Source organism: Pseudonocardia cypriaca, assembly GCF_006717045.1.
Taxonomy (GTDB): domain Bacteria; phylum Actinomycetota; class Actinomycetes; order Mycobacteriales; family Pseudonocardiaceae; genus Pseudonocardia; species Pseudonocardia cypriaca.
In genome coordinates this window covers 1,674,692-1,695,610 of the sequence record NZ_VFPH01000001.1, presented here as the reverse complement: position 1 = coordinate 1,695,610, position 20,919 = coordinate 1,674,692, and the positions used below count along the sequence as shown (strand labels likewise).

The 20,919-nt window shown below is 73.0% G+C and carries 22 protein-coding genes; 6 read left to right on the top strand and 16 right to left on the bottom strand.

Features of this window, described 5'->3' with window-relative positions:
• Position 1 precedes the first annotated feature (1 nt).
• On the bottom strand, positions 2-1,252 hold the full coding sequence (locus tag FB388_RS08005) for a cellulase-like family protein (protein WP_142099004.1): 1,251 nt from the start codon (positions 1,250-1,252) through the stop codon (positions 2-4).
• Positions 1,249-4,536, bottom strand: coding sequence for a DUF5107 domain-containing protein (locus tag FB388_RS08000; protein ID WP_142099001.1), 3,288 nt, complete (start codon positions 4,534-4,536; stop codon positions 1,249-1,251). Before FB388_RS08000 ends, FB388_RS08005 begins: the two co-directional genes overlap by 4 nt.
• A gap of 90 nt (positions 4,537-4,626) precedes the next feature.
• Here FB388_RS08000 and FB388_RS07995 point away from each other — a divergent pair, with 90 nt between their 5' ends.
• Positions 4,627-5,505, top strand: coding sequence for an AraC family transcriptional regulator (locus FB388_RS07995; protein ID WP_170225522.1), 879 nt, complete (start codon positions 4,627-4,629; stop codon positions 5,503-5,505).
• Between the two features lie 37 nt (positions 5,506-5,542).
• On the opposite strand, the gene map is transcribed toward FB388_RS07995, so the two are convergent.
• The 7 genes from map to FB388_RS07960 all read right to left on the bottom strand — a co-directional run bounded on the left by map (position 5,543) and on the right by FB388_RS07960 (position 11,710).
• Complete coding sequence (gene map, locus FB388_RS07990; RefSeq protein WP_142098999.1) at positions 5,543-6,400, bottom strand: type I methionyl aminopeptidase; 858 nt, start codon at positions 6,398-6,400, stop codon at positions 5,543-5,545.
• 56 nt (positions 6,401-6,456) lie between these two features.
• On the bottom strand, positions 6,457-6,837 hold the full coding sequence (locus tag FB388_RS07985; RefSeq protein WP_142098997.1) for a DUF3054 domain-containing protein: 381 nt from the start codon (positions 6,835-6,837) through the stop codon (positions 6,457-6,459).
• A gap of 41 nt (positions 6,838-6,878) precedes the next feature.
• Entirely contained in the window at positions 6,879-8,696 is a 1,818-nt protein-coding gene (locus FB388_RS07980) for a penicillin-binding transpeptidase domain-containing protein (RefSeq protein WP_246121729.1), read from the bottom strand.
• Positions 8,697-8,791: 95 nt separating this feature from the next.
• Positions 8,792-9,415, bottom strand: coding sequence for a class I SAM-dependent methyltransferase (locus FB388_RS07975; protein ID WP_142098995.1), 624 nt, complete (start codon positions 9,413-9,415; stop codon positions 8,792-8,794).
• Positions 9,416-9,455: 40 nt separating this feature from the next.
• A complete protein-coding gene (locus FB388_RS07970) occupies positions 9,456-9,890 on the bottom strand; it encodes a DoxX family protein (RefSeq protein WP_342787881.1) in 435 nt (144 codons plus the stop codon).
• 88 nt (positions 9,891-9,978) lie between these two features.
• On the bottom strand, positions 9,979-10,755 hold the full coding sequence (locus FB388_RS07965) for a TetR/AcrR family transcriptional regulator (protein WP_142098993.1): 777 nt from the start codon (positions 10,753-10,755) through the stop codon (positions 9,979-9,981).
• Positions 10,756-10,822: 67 nt separating this feature from the next.
• Positions 10,823-11,710 carry a LysR family transcriptional regulator gene (locus FB388_RS07960; RefSeq protein ID WP_142098991.1) on the bottom strand — a complete coding sequence of 296 codons (888 nt, stop codon included), beginning with the start codon at positions 11,708-11,710 and terminating at the stop codon, positions 10,823-10,825.
• Between the two features lie 82 nt (positions 11,711-11,792).
• Here FB388_RS07960 and FB388_RS07955 point away from each other — a divergent pair, with 82 nt between their 5' ends.
• Complete coding sequence (locus tag FB388_RS07955) at positions 11,793-12,554, top strand: sulfite exporter TauE/SafE family protein (protein WP_142098989.1); 762 nt, start codon at positions 11,793-11,795, stop codon at positions 12,552-12,554.
• Positions 12,555-12,558: 4 nt separating this feature from the next.
• Here the strand turns inward: FB388_RS07955 and FB388_RS07950 are convergent, their stop codons facing one another.
• The 3 genes from FB388_RS07950 to FB388_RS07940 form a co-directional block, all read right to left on the bottom strand.
• A complete protein-coding gene (locus tag FB388_RS07950) occupies positions 12,559-13,392 on the bottom strand; it encodes a GNAT family N-acetyltransferase (RefSeq protein ID WP_170225521.1) in 834 nt (277 codons plus the stop codon).
• 101 nt (positions 13,393-13,493) lie between these two features.
• A complete protein-coding gene (gene ispG / locus FB388_RS07945; protein WP_170225520.1) occupies positions 13,494-14,636 on the bottom strand; it encodes a flavodoxin-dependent (E)-4-hydroxy-3-methylbut-2-enyl-diphosphate synthase in 1,143 nt (380 codons plus the stop codon).
• A gap of 75 nt (positions 14,637-14,711) precedes the next feature.
• Positions 14,712-14,999: a hypothetical protein gene (locus FB388_RS07940; RefSeq protein WP_142098987.1), complete on the bottom strand. Its 288-nt coding sequence runs from the start codon at positions 14,997-14,999 to the stop codon at positions 14,712-14,714.
• Positions 15,000-15,206: 207 nt separating this feature from the next.
• Between FB388_RS07940 and FB388_RS07935 the strand changes: the two genes are divergently transcribed.
• From FB388_RS07935 to FB388_RS07920, 4 genes are all read left to right on the top strand, one after another.
• On the top strand, positions 15,207-16,046 hold the full coding sequence (locus tag FB388_RS07935; RefSeq protein ID WP_142098985.1) for a helix-turn-helix domain-containing protein: 840 nt from the start codon (positions 15,207-15,209) through the stop codon (positions 16,044-16,046).
• Positions 16,047-16,067: 21 nt separating this feature from the next.
• Positions 16,068-16,283 (top strand): DUF397 domain-containing protein, encoded by a 216-nt coding sequence (locus FB388_RS07930; protein WP_142098984.1) that lies wholly within the window; start codon positions 16,068-16,070, stop codon positions 16,281-16,283.
• A gap of 10 nt (positions 16,284-16,293) precedes the next feature.
• Entirely contained in the window at positions 16,294-16,509 is a 216-nt protein-coding gene (locus FB388_RS07925; protein ID WP_142098982.1) for a DUF397 domain-containing protein, read from the top strand.
• 240 nt (positions 16,510-16,749) lie between these two features.
• The gene (locus FB388_RS07920) at positions 16,750-17,211 is read left to right on the top strand and encodes a hypothetical protein (protein WP_142098980.1); all 462 of its coding nucleotides are present in this window, start codon (positions 16,750-16,752) and stop codon (positions 17,209-17,211) included.
• A gap of 3 nt (positions 17,212-17,214) precedes the next feature.
• Here the strand turns inward: FB388_RS07920 and FB388_RS07915 are convergent, their stop codons facing one another.
• From FB388_RS07915 to FB388_RS07900, 4 genes are read right to left on the bottom strand one after another with little or no spacing between them, the layout of a single operon-like run.
• Positions 17,215-18,012, bottom strand: a complete 798-nt coding sequence (locus FB388_RS07915) for an HpcH/HpaI aldolase family protein (RefSeq protein ID WP_142098978.1) — start codon at positions 18,010-18,012, stop codon at positions 17,215-17,217.
• Between the two features lie 9 nt (positions 18,013-18,021).
• On the bottom strand, positions 18,022-18,975 hold the full coding sequence (locus tag FB388_RS07910; protein ID WP_142098976.1) for a 2-hydroxyacid dehydrogenase: 954 nt from the start codon (positions 18,973-18,975) through the stop codon (positions 18,022-18,024).
• On the bottom strand, positions 18,972-20,168 hold the full coding sequence (locus FB388_RS07905; RefSeq protein ID WP_142098973.1) for an enolase C-terminal domain-like protein: 1,197 nt from the start codon (positions 20,166-20,168) through the stop codon (positions 18,972-18,974). Before FB388_RS07905 ends, FB388_RS07910 begins: the two co-directional genes overlap by 4 nt.
• Positions 20,165-20,857 carry an RraA family protein gene (locus tag FB388_RS07900; protein ID WP_142098970.1) on the bottom strand — a complete coding sequence of 231 codons (693 nt, stop codon included), beginning with the start codon at positions 20,855-20,857 and terminating at the stop codon, positions 20,165-20,167. Before FB388_RS07900 ends, FB388_RS07905 begins: the two co-directional genes overlap by 4 nt.
• Positions 20,858-20,919: the final 62 nt, after the last annotated feature.

Sequence of the window (20,919 nt, the reverse complement as noted above, 5' to 3'; positions counted from 1 at the left end):
CCTACCTCCGTGTTCCGGTGAAGATGGAGTTGCACTCCTGCTGCAGTTCGACGTCCGCCCACATGGGGTGCTGCGGCGCCGCGTTGGAGCAGACGACCGTGCCCCATGCCCCGCGATCGCGGGCGTAGCGCACGGCGTCGCGGCAGATCTGGGCCCCGACCGGGCCCTCCTCGAAGGTGCCGTGCAGCGGCGTGTAGCCGACCCAGCCCTCGCCGAGGACGAGCGGCACGCCGTGCGCGGCGGCCCAGTCGGCGGCGACGTCGAGCCAGAGGCGCAGCTTCTCGTCCATCGCGACGCGGTGCTCGCCGTAGTGGTCGTAGAGCCACCGGTCGAAGGCAGCCGCGTCGGTCCAGTCGTGGACGTAGACCTCGCACGCCTTGATGATCATCGCGTCGAGCCGCCAGCGGTGCTCGGCGGGCACCGTCCACTCCGCCACCGGCGGGGCGCCGGGGCGCAGCAGCTGCGCGTTCGCGGCCTCCTGCGCGAAGTCCTCGACCGGGCCGCGCAGGCCGAACTCGTCGATCAGCGCGCCCAGCACGCCGTAGACGTAGGGGTGCACGACGAGCACGTCGATGTTCTCGGGGATGCCGCGCATGCTCGCGTGCGGCACCCCGCCGTAGTTGACGGTGCACGGCCGGTCCGGGTGGCGCGCCTTGAACGCGTCGACCGCCTTCTCCAGCGACGGCCGCAGCTCGACGACCGCCTGCGCGCGCTCCATCCCCTCGGTGAGGTGCCCGATCTGCACCTCGTTGTGGATCTCGGTGAACGCGACGCGGTCGTCCAGGCCCTCGGCGACGAGCAGGTCGATCAGGTCGGCGTGCGCGGCCGCGAGGCGCTCGGGCCGCTCGGCAGGCGGCACCGCGCGCAGCGCGTCCCACCAGGCCGGATCGGCGGCGAACGCGGAGCTCTGCTGGTACTCCCAGGACGAGATGATCACGTAGCAGTCGTGCCGGCGCGCGGCCCGGAACAGCTCGAGCAGGTGCTCGCGGGCGTCGATCGTGGTCGGGGCCTTCACGTCGTACCAACGCAAGCCCTGTCCGTACTCCCCGCCGAGGCGCTCCAGCCGCAGTGCGGACGTGTCCAGGCCGGACCCGAACAGCAGGAAGGGCATCGCGCAGATCCGCACGGTGTTGTAGCCGCGCTCGACGGCCTGGGCGAAGGCCGCGTCGAGGTCCTCGAACGGCTCCCCCGGCCCGGTTCGGACGTACCAGGAGAAGTCCCAGAGTGTGATCGTCAGGCGCTCGGGCGTCATCGTGCCTCCTCGAGAACGGGGTGCAGGGCGCTGAGCAGCTCCAGCGCGTCGATGTGGTGCGGGTCGTCGGTCAGCAGCGCGTCGAGGCGCTCGCGGGCTCGCTCGGGGGCGCCGTCGAGCACGTCCAGCTGCGCCCGCAGGAAGGCGACCCGGCGGCGCTTCGCGACCGCCGGATCCTCGGCGAAGAGCAGCATGGACGGCAGCGACGTCGCGAAGTAGTCGACGGTCGCAGGGGCGGCTTCCAGCGCGTCGACCCACGCGCGCAGCGACTCCGTGCGATCGCGCGCCTCGGCGCCGCGGCCCAGCCTGCGCAGGGCGAGCACCGAGGAGTAGGTGGCCTCGGAGTGCGGGTCGGCGGACATCGCGAGGAAGTCTCCGTCCCGGACGGCGAGCTCCCAGGCAGCACGCGCCGCGTCCTCGTCACCCGCCGCGGCGAGCGCGTCGCCGCGCAGCAGCTGCAGGGTCGCCGTGCTGGCGAGGGGGTGGCGGGCCTCGCCGAGGGACGCGGGCGGGTCGAGCGCCGCGTCGATCGCCGCCATAGCGCTTCCGCCGGGGCGCGCCGCCACCAGCCGGCACAGCCGGTCCCAGGCCCGCAGCACCTCGCCCTCGCCGCCCTCCCACGGCTGGAACGCGCGGCCGAGCAGCAACGCCCGCGCCTCTTCGAGCCGGCCCGCCGTGAGCAGCAGGTGGGCCAGGGCGACGGTGGCGTCGTCGCGGGTCTCGACGAGCCCGCGCACGTCCAGCAGCCGGTCGAGCCGCTGCTGCGGCGGCACGCCGCGACGGGCGTCGAGCTGGTCGCTCTCGAAGACGAGCCGGGCGTCGGCTCCGGCGACGGCGAGCGCGCGGTCGTAAGCCGCACGGGCCTCGCCTGCGTCGCCGAGGTGGTTCCAGGCGGCGAGGCCGAGGTTGCGCCACACGACGGGGTCGGACGGGCCGAGCTCGGCGCTCGCCCGCCAGGCCGCGATGGCGTCGTCGGCCCGGCCCACCGCGTAGCGCCAGTGCCCGAGGAGGGCCAGTGCCCGCGCGTCGCTCGGGTCCGCGTGCTCCAGCACCGCGACGTCGTCGAGGCGGGACGGGAAACACCAGGTCGCGTCCGCGGTGCGGGCCGCCCCGCCGCCGAGGGCGACGCGGTGGTACTCGATCAGCGGGCCGGCCGCGGTCTGCCCGAGCGGGCGGTGGGCCTCGCGCTCCTCGGCGACGTCGAGCACGCGCAGCGCCGCCTCGGTCTCGCCGACGCCGGCGTACTCGAGTGCGACGTCCAGGCAGGTCTGGGCGTCCGTGGTGAGCGGAAGGCCGGCGAGGTCGCGGGTCCACCAGTCGAGCGGGTCGAGCGCGAGGGTGTCCCGGACCAGCGCGTCCGCCTCCTCGGGCCGGCCGGTGCGGCGCAGCAGCAGCGCCGTGAGCGCGCGCGCCTGGAGGTGCTCGGGTTCGACGCGCCGCACGTCGGCGAGGCGGTCGAGCGCGGCGGCATCCCGGCCTGCTGCGGCGTCGATCCGGGCCATCCGGTAGCCGGCGGGAGCGCGCCACGCCCGCACCCACGACGCGGCCGCGTACCGGGCGTACGCCTCCGCCGACCGGCCCTGCCGCTCCAGCACGAGCCCGAGCAGGTAGAGCGCGGTGGTGTCGGCGGGGTTCGCGTTGAGCCCCGTCAGCCGGTCGACCGCAGCGGTCAGCATGGCCTCGGCCTCGGCGTACTCGGCCCGCCGGTACGCCCGCCCGGCCAGCCCGACGCAGGCGGCCACGTGCCCGGGATCCCGGCGCAGGGCCTCTCGCCAGTACGGCTCGGGCGAGCGCGTGGCGTGCCGGTACTGCTCCAGGTGGGCGCCGATCAGGGCCAGCTCCTCGACGGACGCCACGTCGGCCGGCGCCGGGGGCTCGGTCGCGGGGACGACCTCGGGCGCGTCCGGGACGTGCGAGTCCCACGCGACCAGCTCGTCGTCCCCGTGCAGCACCCGCAGGTGGAGGCGCTCCGGCACGCTCGACGCGATTCGGCTCAGGTGGGGCGCACCCGGCGCGACGTCGGCGACGGTCTCGGCCAGCACGGTGCCCGCCGCGTCCTCCAGGCGGATCCGGCAGCCGCGCCGCTCCGCGGTCACCGCGAGCCCGACCCGCACGCCGTCCGGTTCGACGTCGACGCGCACCGCCGCGTCGACCGTCGCCGCGTGCACCGGACCGATCTCCTGGATCGGGTACCAGACCTGCGAGAACACCTTCGTCTCGCCGGGCGCGATGAACGAGAAGTCGGGCTGGTTGTCGGTGAACACCCCGGCCATCAGCTCGACGTAGGCGGCGCCGTCGTCGCTGAGGTTGCGGTCCCACGCGTGCCCGAACGCGGCGTTGCCCCACGTCCACTGCTTCTTGCCGACGGCCGTGCACGGGTCGGCGACGTGCACGAACCCGGCGCGCGCTGCGTGGTCGTAGCCGCCGAAGAAGCCTTCCCGGCTGCCCGCGCACATGTACGAGGTCGGGACGGGGATGTTGCGGTACCAGTCGAGGCGGTCCCCGCCGGTCGCGCGCCGGGCCGGGTAGTCGATCCCGTAGTACGGGCGGTCGGCGGCCGGGAACGCGGTGACCGCCCGCTTGGCGTGGTCGGCCACCACGCGCACGTCGCGCGGGAAGAAGGACTGGTACTGGTCGTGCACCCGGGCGGCGACGTTCGCCCACCACAGGAACGTCTGCGTGACCTCGCTCCGGTTGTACAGCCGCACCCGCAGCTCGATCGTCGCCCGGTCCGGCCGCAGCCGGACCCCGTGCATCCCCTTCATGCGGGCGAACGGGTCGTGGTCGGAGCACCAGACCGTCACCGCCCCGTCGGGCTCCCGCTCGATCTCGACGTCGGTGGGCAGGAAGGTGGCCGGCCGGTGGTGCTGGGGCCAGTTGAGCTCCACACCGCCTGCGATCCACGGCCCGGCCAGCCCCACCAGGGCCGGTTTGATCACGTCGTTGCGGTAGAAGAAGTCGTACCCCGCGCTGCGGTCGTACCCGACGTGGATGCGCCCTCCCAGCTCCGGCAGCACCACGACCCGCAGCCAGCGGTTCTCCAGGTGGACCGCGTCCCACTCGTGCGGGGCGCTGTCCGGGCTGATGCGGTCGTGGAACGGCAGCGGGTACACGCGTCCCGACGAGCCCTGGTAGACGCGGCGGTCGAGGTAGGCGGGGTAGCGGTCGGGCGCCTCGGGCAGGTAGCTGTCGATCGTCACCCGCTCCCGCCACGCGGCCACCCCCGCGTCCGCCAACGCGGCGGGCCGGTCGGGGAGCTGCAGCCGGGACTCACCATCGAGCACGCCGCGACGCTACGAGCGCCCGCTCCCGAGCGGCATGGGCGAATCGACCGAGATACCTGGACGATTCGACGATCGGCATAGGCTGGACCCGTGTTCCTGCCCGACGGGTTCCCCGGCCAGCGGCTGCGCGTGCTCCCCCGGCCGCTCGTCACTTCCGCGCTGCGCAGACCACCCACGTCCGGGCTGCTCGTCACCGACGCCGGCTACTTCCCGCGGGCGGCGAACCACGGCCGACGTCGGCCGGAAGGCGCACCCGAGGCGATCGTGATCGTCTGCGTCGACGGGTACGGTCGCTGCGAGAGCCCCGGCCGCACCACCGTCGTCGGACCGGGGCACGCCCTCGTGCTGCCGCAGGGGAGACCGCACGTGTACCTCGCCGACCCGGAGCGCCCATGGACGATCTGGTGGCTGCACGCGGCCGGAACCCAGGTGCCGGAGCTGCTGTCGGTCATCACTCCGGACGGGTGCGAGGTCCTCGTGGAGCTGCACGACGCCTACCGGGCCGTCGCGACGATCGACGACGCCATCGCCTGCTTCGAGCGCGACGAGACGACCCCGAGCCTCATCTCGGCCGCCGGGGCCGGCTGGTCGCTGCTCGCCCAGCTGGCCGCCGACGTGGTGGCAGGCGGCCGCCAGCGCACGGAACCGGTGCGCCAGGCCCAGGACTACCTGCGCCGCAACTTCGCCAAGCCGCTCAGCGTGGCCGAGCTCGCCCGCACGGCCGGCCTGTCGCCGTCGCACTTCTCGGCGCTCTTCCGCGCCGCCACCGGCGGCGGGGTGGTGGAGTACACCAAGCGGCTGCGCATGGCGCGCGCCCGCGAGCTGCTGATCACGTCGTCCCGGGACATCAGCGACATCGCCGAAGCCGTCGGGTACGCCGACGCCTTCTACTTCTCGAGGCAGTTCCGCACGGTGCACGGGTGCAGCCCGAGCGAGTACCGCGACGAGCACCGGCAGGGCGGTGGCTGACTCCGAAACTCTGGGCGGATCGCAGCACTTCCGGCGATCACGGCAGGGTGAGGATCTCCACCCCGTCGCCCGTGACCAGCACCGTGTGCTCGAACTGCGCGGTGCGGGCGCGGTCCTTCGTGACGACCGTCCAGCCGTCGTCCCAGATGTCGTAGTCGATCGTGCCGAGCGTGATCATCGGCTCGATCGTGAACGTCATGCCCGGCTCGAGCACCGTGTCGACGCTGGGCTCGTCGTAGTGCAGCACGACCAGCCCGCTGTGGAACGACCGGCCGATGCCGTGGCCGGTGAAGTCGCGCACCACGCCGTAGCCGAACCGCTTGGCGTAGGACTCGATCACCCGGCCGATGACGTTGAGCTCCCGCCCGGGGCGCACCGCCTTGATCGCCCGCGCGGTGGCCTCGCGGGTGCGCTCGACGAGGAGGCGGTCCTCCTCGCTCACGTTGCCGGCGAGGAAGGTGCCGTTCGTGTCGCCGTGGACGCCGCCGATGTAGGCGGTGACGTCGATGTTGACGATGTCGCCGTCCTGGATGACCGTGGAGTCCGGGATGCCGTGGCAGATCACCTCGTTGAGGCTGGTGCAGCACGACTTGGGGAAGCCCTTGTAGCCCAGGGTGGACGGGTAGGCGTCGTGGGCCACGAGGAACTCGTGCACCACGCGGTCGACCTCGTCGGTGGTGACGCCGGGCGCCACCGCCTTGCCACCGGTCTCGAGCGCCTGCGCGGCGATCTTCCCGGCCACCCGCATGCGCTCGATGACCTCGGGCGTCTGCACCCACGGGTCGGTGCTGCGCTCGGGGCGCTTCTTGCCGACGTACTCCGGGCGCTCGATGTGCGCGGGCACCGGCCGGGTCGGCGACACGGTGCCGGGGGTGAGCAGGGTGCGGGCGGGCATGCCGCCAGTCTATGCAGGCCCGGTTTCCGCGGTTCGCGGCTGACGGGTGCGATGGGTCAGTGCAGGGCGCGCTGGCGGGCCCGGATCGACACGAGGACCGAGAGCGCCCGCCACCCCAGCAGCAGCACGGCGAGCGACACCGCCGTGACCACCGCGAAGCTCAGCGGGAGCCGCTCGGTGAAACCGGCCCGCAGGAGCAGCCCGATCACCACCGTGCCCACCCAGACGGTGAGCGCGGCGCGGACACCGACGGGATGGGCGCGGACCACCGGCGTGGCCCACACCGCCAGTACCCCGAGGAGGAACGGCGCGGCCGTGCCGAGGAGGCCGAGCAGGTCGTCGGGCTCCCCGTGGCTCATCCGGCCGATGGCGGCGAACACCACGACGGCGACGAGGTCGGCGACGATCGCGAGCGCGGGTATCCGCCGGGGCGACATGCCGTCCAGCGTAAGCGCCTGGGCAACCCCCTGCGCCATGTTCAGCCGATCGCGCCGAGGAAACGCTGCGCGACCTGCACCGCGGGAACCGACGACGCGCCGTCGACGACCAGCACGGCGAAGGCGACATCACCCCGGTAGCCCATGAACCAGCCGTGGGCCCGGCCGTCGGCCGTGAACTCCGCGGTGCCGGTCTTGCCGTAGACCTCCCCCAGGCCCGCGAGGGCGGTGGCGGAGCCTTCCGTGACGACCGCCCGCATCATCGCGCGCAGCTGCTCCAACGAGGCCGGGGCCGGCGTGGTGGCGGGCACCAGGACCTGGGTGGGGCGGTCGCGGATGAGCTGGGGCACGACCGGCCCGCCGCGCGCAACCACCGCGGCGGCGAGTGCGACCCCCAGCGGGCTCGCGAGCACCTGCCCCTGCCCGAACCCGTTCTCCGCGCGCAGCACCTCCTCGGTGGACGCCGGCACGGAGCCGGTGATCGTGACGATGCCGGGCACGGCGTAGTCGGCCCCGATCCCGTACTGCAGCGCGGCCGTCGGGAGGGCGGCGGGTTCGAGCTGCACCGCGAGCTGCGCGAACGTGGTGTTGCAGGAGCGGGCGAAGGCGGTGCGCAGCGGCACCGTCCCGAGGTCGAACCGGCCCGCGTTGGGCACCACCCGGCCCCCGATCACGGTGGTGCCCGGGCACGGCACCTGCGTGTCGACGGTGACGGCGTCCTCGGCCATGGCGGCTGTGGCCGTGACCACCTTGAACGTGGATCCCGGCGGGTAGCGGCCGGTGAGCGCGAGCGCGCCCTCGGCGTCGGCGGCGGGGTTCTGCGCCACGGCGAGGACGTCGCCGGTGGACACCGACACGGCGACGAGCATCGCCTGCTGCACCACCGGCTCCACGGCGTCCTCCGCCGCGGACTGGATCGCGCGGTCCATCCCGACGGCCACCGTGCTGCCCGACCGGGGCGCCTGCTCGGCGAGCGTGCGGACGCTGCCGCCGCTGCCGTCGATGACCGACACCGACCACCCGGGCACGCCCGAGAGCTGTTCGGCGGCCTCGTCGCGGACGCCGGTGAGCACCTGCCGGCCGAAGTCGGCGTTCGGCGCGAGGAGGCGCTCGGACGTCGTGAACCGCACCCCGGGCAGGTCGTGGATCGCGGTCTTGACCTGCGCGTAGTCGGTCTCGCGCAGTACCGCGACCGTGTACGCCTTCCCGTCGGGCGTGCGGGCGGCGCCGTCGGTGATGGAGGCCTGCGTGATCCGCGGGTCGAACGGGGAGAGCGCGGCGGCGAGGGCACCGGTCACCGCGGGCAGGTCGCCCGTGGCGAGCCGGTCGAGCAGGACGGCGACCACCGGGGTTGCCGCGAGCAGCGGCGCCCCGCCGCGGTCGACCACCGGCGCGGGCGAGGGTGCCTCCGTGCGCATCGCGAGCCGCTGCCCCGTCGCCAGCTCCGGGTGCACGACCGTGGGGGCCCAGTGGACCCGCCAGCCCTCCTCCGTGTCGGGCGCCGGGCGCAGCTCCAGCTCCCCGAGGTACTGCCAGGTGCGCTGCGGCCCGAGGTGCCAGGTGACGTCGACCGCCGCCGTGGCCCCGTCGGCCGCGGTGCGCACCTGGCCGAGGCCGGCCACCAGGCTCTCCGGGTCGAGCGCCCGGCGCGCGGCGGTGAGCAGGTCCCCGGCGCGGACGGGGTCGTCGGTGAGGGCGGCGGCGCGCGCGTGGTCGCCGGCCGACCACGCGGCGAGGAAGGCGGCGGCCGTGTCCTCCGGGCCGGTGTCGCGGAAGAGCCCGCAGCCCGCGGTGGTCAGCAGGACCCCCAGCACGACGGCCAGGGCGGTGGTCGCACGGGGCACGCGGGCGGTCGGCACGAGCCGAGTATGCCGATCGACGTCGACGGGCTCCGCGGGACACGGCGGTCGGTCCGCTCGGCGCTGCACGCTCGCTGCCGGGTCGGCAGACGCGCTCAGGCCGTGCGGGCCTCGAAAACCGTGCAGCGGCGGGTGAGGGTGCGGCGGACGTCCGGGAAGCGGGCGCGCAGGGCGTTCTCGATGCGCTGCAGGCGCTCCTCGGGGAGCACGAGGCCGCGGGACGTGCGGGACGGCTGCTCCCCACCGTGCCAGCTCAGCACGAGCCTCCCGCCCGGACGCAGCACGCGGTGCAGCTCGGCCACGCCCGCGTCCAGGTCGGGCCAGATCGCGACGTTGTTCACGGCGACGACCACGTCGACGGCGGCGTCGGGCAGGCCGGTCGCACCGGCGTCACCGGGCAGTACGTCCAGCCGCCCGGCCGCGATCGCGACCGCGTGCGCGCGGATCGCGAGCGTCCGCATCTCGCGCGACGGGTCCACGCCGGTGACGTGCCGGGCCGTGCGGGTGAGCAGGCCCAGCAGGACGCCTGGCCCGGGGCCGACCTCGAGGACGTCCTTGCCGGCGAGCGGCCCCAGCAGCGTCATGAGCTCGCGCTGCTGGGACCGGTTGAGCAGTCGCATCAGCCGTCCACCGAAGGTGCCGAGGCGCCCGGCCGGAAGCGCGGCGAAGGAGTTCGGCGCGGTGCCGGTGGTCCAAGCTGGTGGTGTCGGTTCAGCCATGCATCCCACCGTGCCCCGACATCACCGGTGATGCGACCTCTCAGACCCGGGCCGGAGTGCGCCGTCCGGCGATGGCGTGGTCCACGCTGTACCGGCCGGCGCCGACGGCGGCGAGCACCAGCGCCGCCGCAGCGATCACACCGACGAGCTCCCAGCCGCCGTTCGAGACCATGATCCCGTTGGCGGCGTGGACGATCAGCGCGGCACCCAGCATGTTCAGCACGACGAGGACACCCACGACGGCCGTCGCCGCGCCGACCAGGAGCAGCACGCCACCGACGAGCTCGACGAGCGCGGAGAACACCGCGGACACCGGCGCGAGCGGCACGCCCATGCCCTCGAAGGCCTGCGCCGTGCCCCCGATCCCCCAGGTGAACACCTTCTGCGAACCGTGCGCGATCAACACGACGCCGAGCAGCAGCCGGGCGACGAGCAGTGCGGCGTCGCGGACGGACGAGGGCAGCGTACGGATCACGGAACGTCTCCTCAAAGTAGGTGAGCGTTGAACTGTTGCGCGTTCACCTTATGCAGGCTCCCGTGACGCCGCCGTGTGATCCCGCCCGCTACCCCTCCGCCGCCCCCCGCCGCTCGATCAGGACGCCCAGCCCGTCGAGCACGCGCTGGAGGCCGAACTCGAAGTGGTCGAACATCGAGTTGAAGGCGCCGGCCTCGCCGACCTTCGTGAGCATCGGCAGCTCGCCCGCCACGACGGCGGGCCCGACGTACTCGGACTGGATCTCCCACCACTCCTCGTCGCTGATGCCTGTTCGGTCGGCCGCCTGCATCGCCTCGATGGTGGTCTTCGCGAGCCCGGCGACGAACGAGCTGAGCACGACGACGGCGCCGAGCATCTCCTCCTCGGTGAGCCCGATGCCGTCGACCGCGCGAAGGGCGATGTCGGTGGAGCGCATGGAGTTGGGCCCGAGCATCGGGCGCCCCTGGGCGATCTGCAGCATCCAGGGATGGCGCAGGTAGAGCGCCCATTCCTGGCGCCCGCAGGCCTCCAGCCGCTCCCTCCAGCCGCCCTCGACGGTCTCCGCGGAGGCGAGGTCCTCGCTGTAGACCTCGTCGACCATGAGGTTCACGAGCTCCGACTTGCCCGGGACGTACCGGTACAGCGACATGGCGCCGACCCCGAGTGCGCCCGCGATGCGCCGCATCGACAGCGCGACCAGACCCTCGGCGTCGGCCAGGTCGATCGCCGCTCGCACGATCGTCGCCACCGAGAGGCCCGGCTTCGGGCCGCGCGTAGGCTCCGGCGCGCTGCCCCACATCAGCTGGAGGCTGCGCCGGACGGCCGCGCCGCCGTCGGTCCGAGCAGCCGTCTCGTCTCGTGGCATTGCCGGCAATCCTAAAATTGGGTACGTCGTACGAATCGAGCGGTACGGCGTAAACAGTAGGCCACGATCACGGCGCGCCCGCCGCGGCCCGCACGTGCTCGGCCAGCGCCGTGACCGACGGCGTCGGGTCCTTCGCACCCCAGGCCAGCAGGTGGTTGCGGCGCGACCACGGATCCTCCAGTGCACACACGTCCAGCCGCGGGTCGCCCTCGACGGCACGGCGCGGCGCGATCGCCAGCCCGACGCCCGCGGCCGCCAGTGCGACGAGGACGTTGATGTCGGCGACCGTGGTGCGGAAGCGGGCCGCGGGGGCGCGCGGGCCGATGTTCGCGTCGATCCAGCGCCGCAACGACGAGTCCGCGTCGAGCCCGACCAGGGGGTGCTCGGCCGCCTCGCGATAGGCCAGCGAGGTGCGCCCGGCGAGGATCCCGCCCGCCTGGCCGATCACGACGAGGGAGTCGTCGCCGAGCGGTTCGGTCCGGACGTCGCTGCCCCCCACCTCGTGGTCGATCACCACCCCGAGGTCGGCGGCGCCCTCGGCGAGCAGCCGCAGCGTGTTCGGTGTGCGGCTCTCCCGGACGTCGACGTCGGCGTCGGGGTGCTCGCGCAGGAAGGTGACCAGCGCCTGCGGCACGACCCGGTACATCGCGGAGCCGCCTGCCAGCAGGGTGAGCGGGGCCGCAGGGCGGCGGCTGTAGCTGCCGACCGCGCCCTCCAGGCGGGCGGCATGGGTGAGGACGTCCCGCGCGTGACGGGCGAGCGTGGTGCCGGCGGGAGTGGGCCGCACGCCGCGGCGCCCCCGGACCAGCAGCGCCACGCCTGCGTGGTGTTCGAGGGTCCGGACCCGCGCGCTCGCCGAAGGCAGGCTGAGGTGCATCCGTCGGGCGCCCGCCGTGATCGAGCCCTCTGCCACGATGTGCAGGAAGAGTCGCAGGTCGTCCAGGTCGTAACGCACGGCGTCAGCCTAAGGCTGTGTCTAAGGCTACATACGGCGATCGCGCATTGTGGTCTCCCCGTGCACGGGTGATCCTCGGCGAGTGTCCGCGATCGTGCTCGTGCTGCTGGCCGGGGTCGGCGCAGGCGCCCTGAACGCGGTCGGCGGAGGCGGCACGTTCGTGGCGCTGCCTGCCCTCGTCGCCGCCGGACTGCCTCCGGTCACGGCGAACGCGGCGGCGACCGTCGCCCTCGTACCCGGCTCCCTGAGCAGCGCGTGGGTGTACCGCCCGGACGTCCGGCCCGTCGGCTCGACGTCCACGCGCGCGCTGACGGCGGCCAGCATGGGCGGGGGCGCGGTCGGGGCGGTCCTGCTGCTCGCACTGCCCGCGGCGTCGTTCGAGGTCGCCGTGCCGTGGCTCCTCGCCTTCGCCACCGTCGTGCTGGCGTTCGGCCGCAGCGCGCTCCGCGCCGTGAGCGGCGCCCTCGGCCGCCCCCTCGGTCTGAGCCCGCGCGCCGTCCTCGTCTGGCAGTTCTTCCTGTCGGTCTACGGCGGGTACTTCGGCGGAGCGGTCGGCATCCTCATGCTCGCCGTGTGGAGCATCGGGGTCGGCGTCGACCCGGCGGCGGGCAACCCCACGCGCGTCACCCAGGTCGCGGCCGTCTACGTCGCCGCGACCGTGCTGTTCCTGTTCGCGTCCGACGTGGCGCAGGCCCCGCTCCTGCCCGCCGTCATGCTCGTCGGCGCCGTGATCGGCGGTGTGGCGGGCGCGCAGGTCGCACGGCGGCTGCCGGCCCGGGTGCTGCGCGGCGTCGTGCTGGGCACAGCCGTCACGATGACCGTCGTCTACTTCCTGCTCGGGTGACCCGTCAGAAGAGAACGGTGGCGAAGCTGCCGATCTGCGTGAACCCGATACGCGTGTACGCGGCCCTGGCCACGTGGTTGAACCCGTTGACGTAGAGGCTCGACACGCGCCCCATGGCGGCGAGGCGGGCGGCGACCGCGGCCGTGCCCGCCGTGCCCAGCCCGTGGCCGCGGCGGTCCGGGTGCACCCACACGCCCTGGATCTGCCCGACCTTCCCGGACAGCGCCCCGATCTCGGCCTTGAACACGACCTCGCCGTTCTCGAACCGGGCGAACGCCCGGCCTGCGGACACCAGCTCCGCCACCCGGGCCCGGTAGCCCGTGCCGCCGTCGCCGAGCCGCGGGTCGATGCCGACCTCCTCGGTGAACATCGCGACGGCGGCCGGCAGGTAGTTGTCCAGCTCGGCGGGGTGCACCGGACGCACGTACGGGTCGGGTTCGACGGCGGGCGCGCCCGCGAGCACCATCAGGGGCTGGTCGGCCCGCACCTCACGAGCGGGCGCCCAGTGCGAGGCGAGGTCGTCCCACAGCGGGAGCACCAGCTCGGCCCGGCCCACGAGGGACGAGCACGTGCGGCCGTGGCGGCGCGCGCGGTCGGCGAAGCTGCGCAGCGCCGAGCGGTCGCCGCGCAGTGGCACGAGGTTGGCACCCGAGAAGCAGAGCCCGTCGAACCGGGGCCCGACGGCCCACAGCTCACCCCCGAGCCGCCACGGATCGAGCCCCGCCACCTCGACGCGGGCGGAGACCATGCATGCGGCCACCGGATCGTCGTCCAGGACGGCGCGCACCCCTGCGCGGTCCCGGTCGTCGAGGAGCCGCGCCCCGGCGAGTCGAAGCACCCCCCAACGATGCCAGACCGCCGTGCCATTGCCCACGATGGGATCACCCACCGGGGTGCGACGTTCGGAGCAACGACGGCAAAGTCCACATACGCCGATGACTAGCCGACCGTCACCTGGGGCTCGCCCTCGCCCTCGAGCGTCTCGGCGAGCTTCATCGCCTCCTCGATCAGCGTCTCGACGATGGCGTGCTCCGGCACGGTCTTGATCACCTCGCCCTTGACGAAGATCTGACCCTTGCCGTTGCCGGACGCCACCCCGAGGTCGGCCTCGCGGGCCTCGCCGGGGCCGTTCACCACGCAGCCCATGACGGCGACGCGCAGCGGCACCTCCATGCCGGTGAGGCCGGCCGTGACCTCGTCGGCGAGCTTGTAGACGTCCACCTGCGCCCGCCCGCAGGACGGGCAGGAGACGATCTCCAGCTTGCGCGGCCGCAGGTTGAGCGACTGCAGGATCTGCGTGCCGACCTTGATCTCCTCGACCGGCGGCGCGGACAGCGAGACCCGGATCGTGTCGCCGATGCCCTGGCGCAGCAGCGCCCCGAACGCGACGGCCGACTTGATCGTGCCCTGGAACGCAGGCCCCGCCTCGGTGACACCGAGGTGCAGCGGGTAGTCGCAGGACTCCGCGAGCAGCTCGTAGGCCCGGACCATGACCACGGGGTCGTTGTGCTTCACCGAGATCTTGATGTCGTGGAAGTCGTGCTCGGCGAACAGGCTCGCCTCCCACAGCGCCGACTCGACCAGCGCCTCCGGCGTCGCCTTGCCGTACTTCGCCATGAGCCGCTTGTCGAGCGAGCCCGCGTTGACGCCGATGCGGATCGGGGTGCCGTGGTCGCGGGCGGCAGCCGCGATCTCCTTGACCTTGTCGTCGAACTTCTTGATGTTGCCCGGGTTCACGCGCACGGCTGCGCAGCCGGCCTCGATCGCGGCGAACACGTACTTCGGCTGGAAGTGGATGTCGGCGATCACCGGGATCTGCGACTTCCTCGCGATCGCCGGCAGCGCGTCGGCGTCGTCCTGGCTGGGGCAGGCGACCCGGACGATGTCGCAGCCGGACGCGGTGAGCTCGGCGATCTGCTGGAGGGTGGCGTTGACGTCGGCGGTGAGGGTGGTGGTCATCGACTGCACCGAGATCGGGAAGTCCGATCCGACGCCGACCGACCCGACCTGCAGCTGCCTGGTCTTGCGGCGGGGGGCAAGGGTCGGGGCGGGCGGTGCGGGCATGCCCAGGGAGACGCTCACGACCTCAGTATCCCCGCACGCCCGGCCGGTGCGCCGCCCACGGTGGCGGGGACCACGTGCCCCGCCGCCGAGCGGTCACAGGCCCTGGTAGCCGTCCAGGTTCGCGGCGCGGGCGAGGGCGGTGCGGCGCCACACCTCGTACGAGGCGTAGGTGGGCTGGCAGGGGATCGCGCCGACCTCCATGGCGGAATCCCGGTGCCCGACGTGCGGACCGACCATCGCGTCGTCCGCGACGTAGCCGACGTCGGTGTGCTGCCAACGCACCCCGTGGACGCACCACACGGGCGCGGCGCGGGACCGCAACGACGGCGCCGAACCTGCCGGTGCGTCGGGGTCGAGCATTTCCTCCGGGACCTCCGACATGGACGGAGTCTTTCAGTCCATTTTGACCTTCGATACCTGCAAGTGATCGCATCGGATGCGGCAGATGTCGTAACCGGCGGCGATACACTCGTACCTGGGCCACCCCACGCACCGTGTCGGTGCCGCACCACCTGGATCTTTCACCTGCCACCTCCCACCTGCCACCATCGGTCATCGGCCGGTCGCACAGAGCAGGGAGGTTCGGGCGTGCGCAGCGGTTCCCTCGTCCGGAGAAGGCAGCTCGCCCGCACACTGCGCGAGCTGCGGCTGCACGCGGGCCTGACCATCGAGGCGGCCGCACCACGGCTGGACGTCTCGGCGAGCAAGCTGTCCCGCATCGAGAACGCCCATCAGGGCGTCGACGTGCACATCGTCCGCAGCATGCTCGACCTCTTCGACATCGGCGGCGACCGGTGGGAGAAGATCCTCGAGCTCACGCGGGAGGCCAGCGCCAAGGGGTGGTGGCGGGCGTACGGGCTGGACGACCGGGGCTACGTCCCGCTGGAAGCCGAGGCGAGCACTGTCCGCGAGTTCGCTTCCAGCTTCGTACCCGGGCTGCTGCAGACCGCGGACTACGCCCGGGTGCTGTTCGAGACCTCACTGCGCCCACGGTCGCCGCAAATCCTCGAGCGGGACGTGAAGGTCAGGATGATCCGGCAGGAGCGACTCAAGTCGGCCGAATATCCCCTCGAACTGCTCACGGTGATCGAGGAGTCGGTGCTCCACCGGGTACTGGGAGGCCACGCCGCGATGCGGGCGCAGCTCGATCATCTCCTCGACGCGGCAAAACTCGACACCGTCAGCCTGCAGATCCTGCCTACCGATGTCGGCGGCCACCCCGGGCTCGACGGAGCATTCACCGTGCTCAGCTTCGAGGGACTGGGCGAGCCGGACATGGGCTATGCGGAACACCCGATGGGCTCCATCCATATCGAGAAGGCCGAGGATGTGATGCGAGCTAGGGTGGTCTTCGACCACCTGAGCTCCGTGGCGCTGAGCCCCGTCGAGAGCACGGCGCTGATCGAGCAGGTGATCGCGCAGATGTAGCCGCGACCGCAAGAGGTGCCCATGCCTGCTCTGGATCCCCCCGGCATGGCATGGCGGAAGAGCAGCTTCAGTGGCGGCAACAGTGGTGGGGCCGGCTGCGTCGAGGTGGCCCTCCTCCCCGGCGGCGAGGTCGCCGTTCGGGACACGAAGGACCGCACCCTGGCCCCGCACCGCCACTCCGCCCCCGCATGGCGAGAGTTCCTGGCCGCCGTCCGCGCCGGCGAGTTCGAAGGGTGAGAGGTACCCCATGCTCGCTCTGGATCCCGCGGGGGTGACCTGGCGGAAGAGCAGCTTCAGCGGCGGCAACAGCGGCGGCGATGGCTGCGTCGAGGTGGCCCTCCTCCCCGGCGGCGAGGTCGCCCTCCGGGACACGAAGGATCGAGCCCTCCCCCCTCACCGCCACCCCGCCCCCGCATGGCGAGAGTTCCTGGCCGCCCTCCGCGCCGGCGAGTTCGAGGCCTGAGGGGAGGGGGGTGCTCTCGGGCTACTCCGCCGCCGAGGTCCTCGGCGGCGTCCTGCGGACCGCGGGATGCCGCGGCCGAGGTCACCGTGCCCCACCGCGGCCAGCGCAGGCCGGCCGGTCTGATCGTGCACCGGGCGCACCTGTACCCCGGCGAGATCAAGGACGTGAACGGTCTGAGGGTGACCAGCCCGGTTCGCACTACCTACGACCTGGCCCGCTGCAGCGAACTGGTCGAGGGTCGTGGCGGTCGACCGGCTGGCCAACGTGCACCGCTTCTCCCCCGACCTCCTGTTGCACTTCAGCGCTCGCTACCACGGTGCGCGCGGCAACAGTCTGGTGCCTGTCGTGCTCGCGCACGCCGACCGGCGCTCGTGCTCACCGATGGAGACGCGACTGCGGATGCTGGTCGTGCAGGCCGGGCTGCCGCGACCAGAGGTGCAGTGGGCGGTGCAGGACGCGCAGAGCCGGACTGCGATCTGGCTGGACCTCGCCTGGCCCGATCTGATGATCGGCATCGAGTACGAGGGTCAGGGGCACGCCGAGCCGGACCAGGTGCTGCGGGACGTCGGTCGCTACACCGCATTGGTGGACAAGGGGTGGCGGATCTACCGCTACACCAAGTTCGAGATCCTGCGCCGCCGAGACCTGATCGTCGCGCAGCTCATCCGGGCGCGCGAACGCTCACTTCCGGACCTCGGTTAGCGCCTACGCATACTGCCCCGTCGCCGGCACCACGATCTCCCGGCTGCCCTCGAACGCGCCGGCGACCGCGGCCGTGGCCGCTCCCCGCATCAGGGCGGCATCCGAGCCGACGGTGAACATCCCGTACCCGCGGGCGTGCCACCGGCGGACGGTCTCGACGCTGTCGCAGTGGATCCCGGCGACGATGCCGCGCTCCCGGCAGCGGTCGACGATGGTCTCGATCAGCTTCACGTGTTCGGGGTCGGTCGGCGAGAGGGTGGGGGTCATCCCGTGGCCGAGCGCGAGGTCCGACGGGCCGACGTACACCGCGTCGACGCCGGGCACCGCGAGGATGGCGTCGAGGTTCTCCACGCCGCCGGGCGTCTCGATCATGACCGCGACGACGGTGCGGCGGTTGGCCGTCTCCGGGCTGTAGCCCGGCACGTCGAACGCGGCGCGGATCGGGCCCCAGCTGCGCGCGCCGACCGGCGGGTACTTCGCGGCCCGGACGGCCGCCCTGGCGTCCTCCTCGGTGTCCACCATCGGCACGATCACACCCTGCGCGCCCGCGTCGAGGGCCTTCATGATGTGGTCGGGCTGGTTCCACGGCACCCGTACGAACGCGGGCGTCGCCGTGATCGACAGGGCCTGCAGCATCGGCACCATCTGGTCGTAGCCGACCAGGCCGTGCTGGGTGTCGATGCACACCCAGTCGAAACCGCACCGGCCCATCAGCTCCGCCGAGAAGGGGCTCGGGATCGAGCACCAGCCCCCGATCGTCGCATCCGTGCCGTCCCACAGCTCACGCAGCGACCTGCCCATGCCTCTCCCCTACAGTCCGTTGACCACGTTGACCGGCTTCTCACCGGCGAGCACCCGGCGGACGTTCGCCCCCGTCTGCTCCATCAGGTTCGCCCTGGCCTGCTCCGACCCGCCCGCGATGTGCGGGTTGACGAAGACGTTCTCCATGCGGAGCAGCGGCGAGTCGGCGGCGAGCGGCTCCACCTCGAACACGTCGAGCGCGGCGCCACCGATGTGGCCGGACTCGAGCGCCTCGACCAGCGCGGCCTCGTCGACGATCGGCCCGCGGCTGGCGTTGCAGAGGATCGCGCCCGGACGCATCCGGCGCAGCTCCGGCGCACCGATCAGCGCCTTCGACCCGGCGTCGAGCGGCAGGTGGAGCGTGACGACGTCCGAGCGTTCGAGCAGCTCGTCGAACGAGACGGGCTCGCAGCCGGGCAGGTCCCGGGCGACCACGTCGTAGTAGAGGATCTGCGACCCGAACCCCGCGACGCGCGCCGCGACCTGCCGGCCGATGTTGCCCATCCCGACGATGCCGACGGTCAGCGCGCGCATGTCGCGGGCGCGCAGTGCGGCCGACGGCCGCCAGCCTCCCGCGCGCATCTCGCGGTCGAGCCGCGCCCCGTGGCGGACGGCGTTGAGGATCCCCATGAGGGTCCAGTCGGCCACGGCGTCGGCGTTGAAGCCCGCCGCGTTGGCCACCGGGATGCCGAGCTCGGCGGCGGCGAGGTGGTCGATCACGTCGAAACCCACGGCCGGCTGCTGCACCAGGCGGCACCGGGTCATCGCGGCGAGCGCGTCGCGGTCGAGGCGGTGCCGGTGGGTCATGTCCGCGATCACGACGTCGGCGCCCGCGACGACCTCGCGGACGGCCTCCGGGGCAGGCGGATCGGGTGCCACCAGCACCTTGACGTCGTCGGTGCCGGCCAGCTCGCGGACCTGCTGTTCGGTGAGCGGACTGAGACAGGCGATCGTCTCGGTCATGCGAAGGTCAGCTCCCGCCGCGACTCGATCTTGTTCTCGTCCAGGTCCGTGCCGAGTCCGGGCTGCGTCGGCGGTGTCACCTTCCCGTCCACCGGGTGGACGGGCGTGGCGAGGAACCACTGGTGGAGGGTGTTCCACTTCAGCAGGTACTCGATCATCGGCGTGAGCGTGGGCGGCTGGGCGAAGCTGAAGTGGGTGTTCGCCGGCACGGAGTGGCCGTGCGGGATCAGCTGCACGTCGTAGGTGCTCGCCAGCGCCGCGATCTTGAGCATCTCGCTGATGCCGCCCGCCCAGTAGGTGTCGGGCTGGTAGATGTGCATGGCACCGGCGGCCATCAGCTGGTGCAGGCCCCATCGCGTGTACTCGTGCTCGGCGCCGGACACCTGGATCCCGCCGGGCATCCGCCGCGTGATCTCGGCGTAGGAGTGCGGCTTGTCCGGCAGCACCGGCTCCTCGATCCACCGCGGCGCGTACTCCGCGAGCCGCTCCCCCATCCGCAGCGCGTACGGCACGTCCCAGGACATCCACGCGTCGACCATGATGTCGACGTCCGGCCCCACGGCCTCGCGCAGCGCCGCGACCAGCGCGACGTTGGCCTCGATCCCGGCCCCGCCGTCCACCGGGCCGTGGCGGGGGAACCACTTCGTGGCGGTGAAGCCGGCACCGACGATCTCCGCGGCCCGCTCCCGCACCGCGTCCAGGTCGAGCGAGTAGCCGAGCGCGGACGCGTAGGCGGGGATCTCCTCCCGCGTCGGCCCGCCGAGCAGGACGTGGACCGGCACGCCGAGGTGGCGGCCCTTGAGGTCCCACAGCGCGCAGTCGAGCGCACTGATCGCCATCATCTCGACGCCCTTGCGGCCGTGGACGGCCGACCGGTACAGGACGTCCCACAGGTACTCGGTGGCCAGCGGGTCCCGGCCCACGAGCAGCGCCGCCATCCCGGTGCCGATGAGGTAGGCCTGCTGGCGGGTGATCGGCCCGGCGGTGCCGGTGACGCCGTCGTCGGTCTCGACGTGCACGAACACCGAGGTGACGCGGTGGCCGTCGCCCTCGGCGCCCGGGAGGAACTCGGGGCCCTCCGCGCGGAACTGCGGGTAGATGTCGACCGGGCGGATCAGGCGTTCCTCCCAGAACGCGCCCGGGTGGTCGATCGTGCCGGTGTACTCCACGCAGCGGACCGCCGTGATCCTCACGGCGTGAACGCGGCCTTCATCTTCGCGCGACGCTCGGCGAGCAGGTCCGGGTCGAACTCCTCCGAGCGGACCCAGCGGATGTACTCCTGCTCCGCGGCGATCACCCGGTCGGACGCGGCCGGCAGCTCGGCGGCGATCTCGGCGGGGATGAGCAGGACGCCGTGCTTGTCGGCGTGCAGCAGGTCGCCGGGTGAGACGGTCAGCCCGCCGACGGTGACCGGCCCGCCGACGTCCTCGACCCGCGCGTACCCGTGCGAGACGGTGACGGCGGGGGCGAAGAAGTGGAAGCCGATGGCGCGCGCCTCGTCGAGGTCGCGGACCGACCCGTCGGTGACCGTGCCGAGGCACCCGAGCGCCGTGAACGTGGTGGCCATGACCTCGCCCCACAGCGCGCCGTGGGCGGGCTGGTCGTCGACGTCCTGCACGACCACGATCCGCGGCCCCGCCACCTGCTGGACGTGCTTGGTGAGGGGTTCGGGATCCGCCGCGCCGCGACCGCGGGCCCGCATCGTGGTGGTGGCGGCGTACCCGACCATCACCCCGAGATCCGGGAACAGGCAGCGCACCTCGTGGCCCATGTAGCCCTCGTCGCGCGGGCGCACGTCGAAGAGCTCGATCGCGTTGGCGAGGGTCGGTGAGTCGTAGCGCTTCAGCGCTTCGAGGACGGACGGTTCGAGCTCGCTCGTCATGAGCCTCCTCCATAGGCAGCGTCGCCGGCCGACGCTAACATCTGGCCAGACCAGATTGGAAG